The 4,147-nt window shown below is 67.5% G+C and carries 4 protein-coding genes; 2 read left to right on the forward strand and 2 right to left on the reverse strand.

Features of this window, described 5'->3' with window-relative positions; all coding sequences use genetic code 11:
- A partial coding sequence (gene ilvD, locus AC1D01_RS23255) for a dihydroxy-acid dehydratase (RefSeq protein ID WP_477870517.1) occupies window positions 1-1,550 on the forward strand: 1,550 nt, incomplete at its 5' end.
- Window positions 1,551-1,599: 49 nt separating this feature from the next.
- On the opposite strand, the gene AC1D01_RS23260 is transcribed toward ilvD, so the two are convergent.
- A complete protein-coding gene (locus AC1D01_RS23260; protein ID WP_477870519.1) occupies window positions 1,600-1,857 on the reverse strand; it encodes a TIGR04438 family Trp-rich protein in 258 nt (85 codons plus the stop codon).
- Between the two features lie 103 nt (window positions 1,858-1,960).
- On the opposite strand from AC1D01_RS23260, the gene AC1D01_RS23265 reads away from it, so the two are divergent.
- Complete coding sequence (locus AC1D01_RS23265) at window positions 1,961-2,269, forward strand: c-type cytochrome (RefSeq protein WP_477870521.1); 309 nt, start codon at window positions 1,961-1,963, stop codon at window positions 2,267-2,269.
- A 67-nt stretch (window positions 2,270-2,336) separates the two neighbouring features.
- Here AC1D01_RS23265 and acs read toward each other — a convergent pair.
- The coding region (acs, locus tag AC1D01_RS23270; protein ID WP_477870523.1) for an acetate--CoA ligase at window positions 2,337-4,147 on the reverse strand (1,811 nt) is incomplete at its 5' end.

Below are 4,147 nucleotides of genomic sequence, written 5' to 3' on the forward strand. Positions count from 1 at the left end.
GCCATTCGACGATCACGCCGTGCAACTCCGGCCTGCAGAAGCTGGCCGACGCCGCGGTGGCCGGCATCGAGGAAGCCGGCGGCAATGCGCAGATCTTCGGCACGCCGACCATCAGCGACGGCATGGCGATGGGCACCGAGGGCATGAAGTACAGCCTGGTGTCGCGCGAGGTGATCGCCGATTGCATCGAGACCTGCGTCGGCGGCCAGTGGATGGACGGCGTGCTGGTGGTCGGCGGCTGCGACAAGAACATGCCCGGCGGCATGATGGGCATGCTGCGCGCCAACGTGCCGGCGATCTACGTCTACGGGGGCACCATCCTGCCGGGGCGCTACAAGGGCCAGGACCTGAACATCGTCAGCGTGTTCGAGGCGGTCGGCCAGTTCAGCGCCGGCAACATGAGCGAGGAAGACTTCTGCGAGATCGAGCGCCGCGCGATCCCCGGCAGCGGCTCGTGCGGCGGCATGTACACCGCCAACACGATGAGTTCGTCGTTCGAGGCGCTGGGCATGGCCCTGCCCTTCAGCAGCACGATGGCCAACCCGCACGACGAGACCGCCAACACCGCGAAGGCGGCGGCGCGCGTGCTGGTCGAGGCGGTGAAGGCCGACCTGAAGCCGCGCGACATCGTCACGAAGAAGTCGATCGAGAACGCGGTGGCGGTGATCATGGCCACCGGCGGCTCGACCAATGCGGTGCTGCACTTCCTCGCGATCGCGCATGCGGCCGGCGTCGACTGGACCATCGACGACTTCGAGCGCGTGCGCCGCAAGGTGCCGGTGCTGTGCGACCTGAAGCCCTCGGGCCGGTACCTGGCGGTCGACCTGCACCGTGCCGGCGGCATCCCGCAGGTGATGAAGGTGCTGCTGAAGGCCGGCCTGCTGCACGGCGACTGCATGACGATCACCGGCAAGACGGTGGCCGAGAACCTGGCCGACATTCCCGATGTGCCGCGCGCCGACCAGGACGTGATCCGCACCATCGACAACCCGATGTACGCCGAGGGCCACCTCGCGATCCTGAAGGGCAACCTGTCGCCCGAGGGCTGCGTCGCGAAGATCACCGGCCTGAAGAACCCGGTGATCACCGGGCCGGCGCGGGTGTTCGACGACGAGCAGTCGGCGCTGGCTGCGATCATGGCGCGCAAGATCGTCGCCGGCGACGTGATGGTGCTGCGCTACCTCGGCCCGAAGGGCGGACCGGGCATGCCCGAGATGCTGGCACCGACCGGCGCGCTGATCGGCCAGGGCCTGGGCGAATCGGTCGGCCTGGTCACCGACGGCCGCTTCTCCGGCGGCACCTGGGGCATGGTGGTGGGGCACGTCGCGCCCGAGGCCTACGCCGGCGGCACCATCGCGCTGGTGCACGAAGGCGACTCGATCACGATCGACGCCCACACGCTGACGCTGCAGTTGAACGTCAGCGACGAGGTGCTGGCGCAGCGCCGTGCCGCCTGGACGCCGCCGAAGCCGCGCTACACGCGCGGCGTGATGGCGAAGTTCTTCAAGAATGCCGCGAGCGCGAGCCAGGGGGCGGTGCTGGACAACTGATCGACGGTGGTGATCCGGCAAGTTGCCCTGCGGGGCGACTTGCGCGGCGTCAGACTTTGCGCTTCTTGCGGCGGCCGCGCTTGTCCATGCCGAGCTTGGCCAGGCTCTCTTCGCGGCGCTTGGCGACGCGCTCGTCCATCTTCTCGACTTCCTTGCGCTTGGTGTAGCCGGTCGCATCGGCAAAGATCCACCAGGCAATGGCCGCACCGAAGGGCCACAGGATCGCGATCCATCCCCACTCGGCTGCCGGGCCCACTTCGGCCAGTTTCATCACCAGCAGCAGCACCCCCAAAACGACGAAATACATGAGCGTCCCTCGATCTTTTGCCTTGTCCTACGCGAGGCAACGGTCAACCATGCCACGTAGAATTCGTTGAGTTTCCAGTATCCCACCCCTTCGGAAGGAAATCATGAAGTCGCTGCTCTCGCTGATCGTTGCCCTCTCCGCCCTGGCAGCCGCACCGGCTTTCGCCAACCCGGAGCTGGCGCAGAAGAAGAATTGCATGGCCTGCCACGCCATCGACAAGAAGCTGGTCGGCCCGTCCTACAAGGATGTCGCCGCGAAGTACGCCGGCCAGAAGGACGCCGTCGACAAGCTGGCACAGAAGGTGATCAAGGGCGGCGCCGGCGCGTGGGGCGCGGTCCCGATGCCCGCGAACACGCAGGTGTCCGACGCCGAAGCCAAGCAGTTGGTCACGTGGATCCTGAGCTTGAAGTGATCGGCGTCAGCCGATCGACAAAAAGCCCCGCACTGCGGGGCTTTTCTTTTGGGACTCGGATCCGCCTTCAATAGGCCTGGCCGAGCTGCTCGAGGATCGCGGGGTTCTCCAGCGTGCTCGTGTCCTGCGTCACCGCCTCGCCCTTGGCCACCGAGCGCAGCAGCCTGCGCATGATCTTGCCGGAGCGCGTCTTCGGCAGGTTGTCGCCGAAGCGGATGTCCTTCGGCTTCGCGATCGGGCCGATCTCCTTGCCGACCCAGTCGCGCAACTGCTTCGCGATCGCCTTGGCTTCGTCACCGCTCGGGCGCGGGCGCTTCAGCACGACGAACGCGCAGATCGCCTCGCCGGTCGTGTCGTCCGGGCGACCGACCACCGCCGCTTCGGCGACCAGTTCGGTGAAGCCCACCAGCGCCGACTCGATCTCCATCGTGCCCATGCGGTGCCCGCTGACGTTCAGCACGTCGTCGATGCGGCCGGTGATCGTGAAATAGCCGGTCTTCTCGTCGCGGATCGCACCGTCGCCGGCCAGGTAGTACTTGCCCTGGAAGTCGGCCGGGTAGTAGCTCTTCTTGAAGCGCTCCGGGTCGCCGTAGATGGTGCGGATCATCGATGGCCACGGCTTCTTGACGACCAGGATGCCGCCCTGCCCGTTCGGCACGTCCTTGCCGGTCTCGTCGACCACGGCGGCGATGATGCCGGGGAACGGCAGCGTGCACGAGCCCGGCACCAGCGGCGTCGCGCCCGGCAGCGGCGTGATCATGTGGCCGCCGGTCTCGGTCTGCCAGAAGGTGTCGACGATCGGGCAGCGGCCGCCGCCGATGTGCTCGTGGTACCACTCCCAGGCCGCAGGGTTGATCGGCTCGCCGACCGAGCCGAGGATGCGCAGCGAACCCAGGTCGTAGTTGCGCGGGTGCACCGCTGCGTTGCTCTCGGCCGCCTTGATCAGCGAGCGGATCGCCGTCGGCGCGGTGTAGAACACGCTGACCTTGTGGTCCTGGATCATGCGCCAGAAGCGGCCGGCGTCGGGGTACGTGGGCACGCCCTCGAACACGATCTCGGTGCCGCCCAGCGCGAGCGGCCCGTAGGCGATGTAGGTGTGGCCGGTGACCCAGCCGATGTCGGCGGTGCACCAGAAGATGTCGTCGGGCTTCAGGTCGAAGGTCCACTTCGTCGTCAGCGCCGCATGCAGCAGGTAGCCGCCGGTCGAGTGCTGCACGCCCTTGGGCTTGCCGGTGGAGCCCGAGGTGTACAGCAGGAACAGCGGGTGCTCGGCGCCGACCCATTCGGGTTCGCAGGTGACCGGCTGCGCGGCCGTCAACTCGTGCATCCAGCGGTCGCGCGACGCATCGAATGCGATCTGGCCGCCGGTGCGCTGGTAGACGATGACGCTCTTGACGCTGTCGCAGCCGCCGAGCGCGATCGCGTCGTCGACGATCGCCTTCAGCGGCAGCTGCTTGCCGCCGCGCAGCTGCTCGTCGGCGGTGATCACCATCACCGCGCCGGCATCCTCGATGCGGTCGCGCAGGCTCTGCGCCGAGAAGCCGCCGAACACCACCGAGTGGGTGGCGCCGATGCGCGCGCAGGCCTGCATCGCGACCACGCCCTCGACCGACATCGACATGTAGATGACGACGCGGTCGCCCTTCTTGACGCCCTGCGACTTCAGCGCATTGGCCATGCGGCAGGTCTTCGCGAGCAGGTCGCGGTAGCTGACGCGCGTCACCTGACCGTCATCGGCCTCGAAGATGATCGCGGTCTTGTCGCCGAGGCCGGCCTCGACCTGCTTGTCCAGGCAGTTGTACGAGACGTTCAGCGTGCCGTCCTCGAACCACTTGAAGAACGGCGCCTGGCTGCTGTCGAGCGTCTTCGTGAACGGCG

This window comes from Rhizobacter sp. P3_B12, assembly GCF_056402895.1.

What these genes read in the sequence shown, in the direction of transcription:
- AC1D01_RS23265 (WP_477870521.1), top strand. Translation starts at nt 1,961, where the DNA reads ATGAAGTCGCTGCTCTCGCTGATCGTTGCCCTCTCCGCCCTGGCAGCC.
- AC1D01_RS23260 (WP_477870519.1), bottom strand. Translation starts at nt 1,857, where the DNA reads ATGTATTTCGTCGTTTTGGGGGTGCTGCTGCTGGTGATGAAACTGGCC.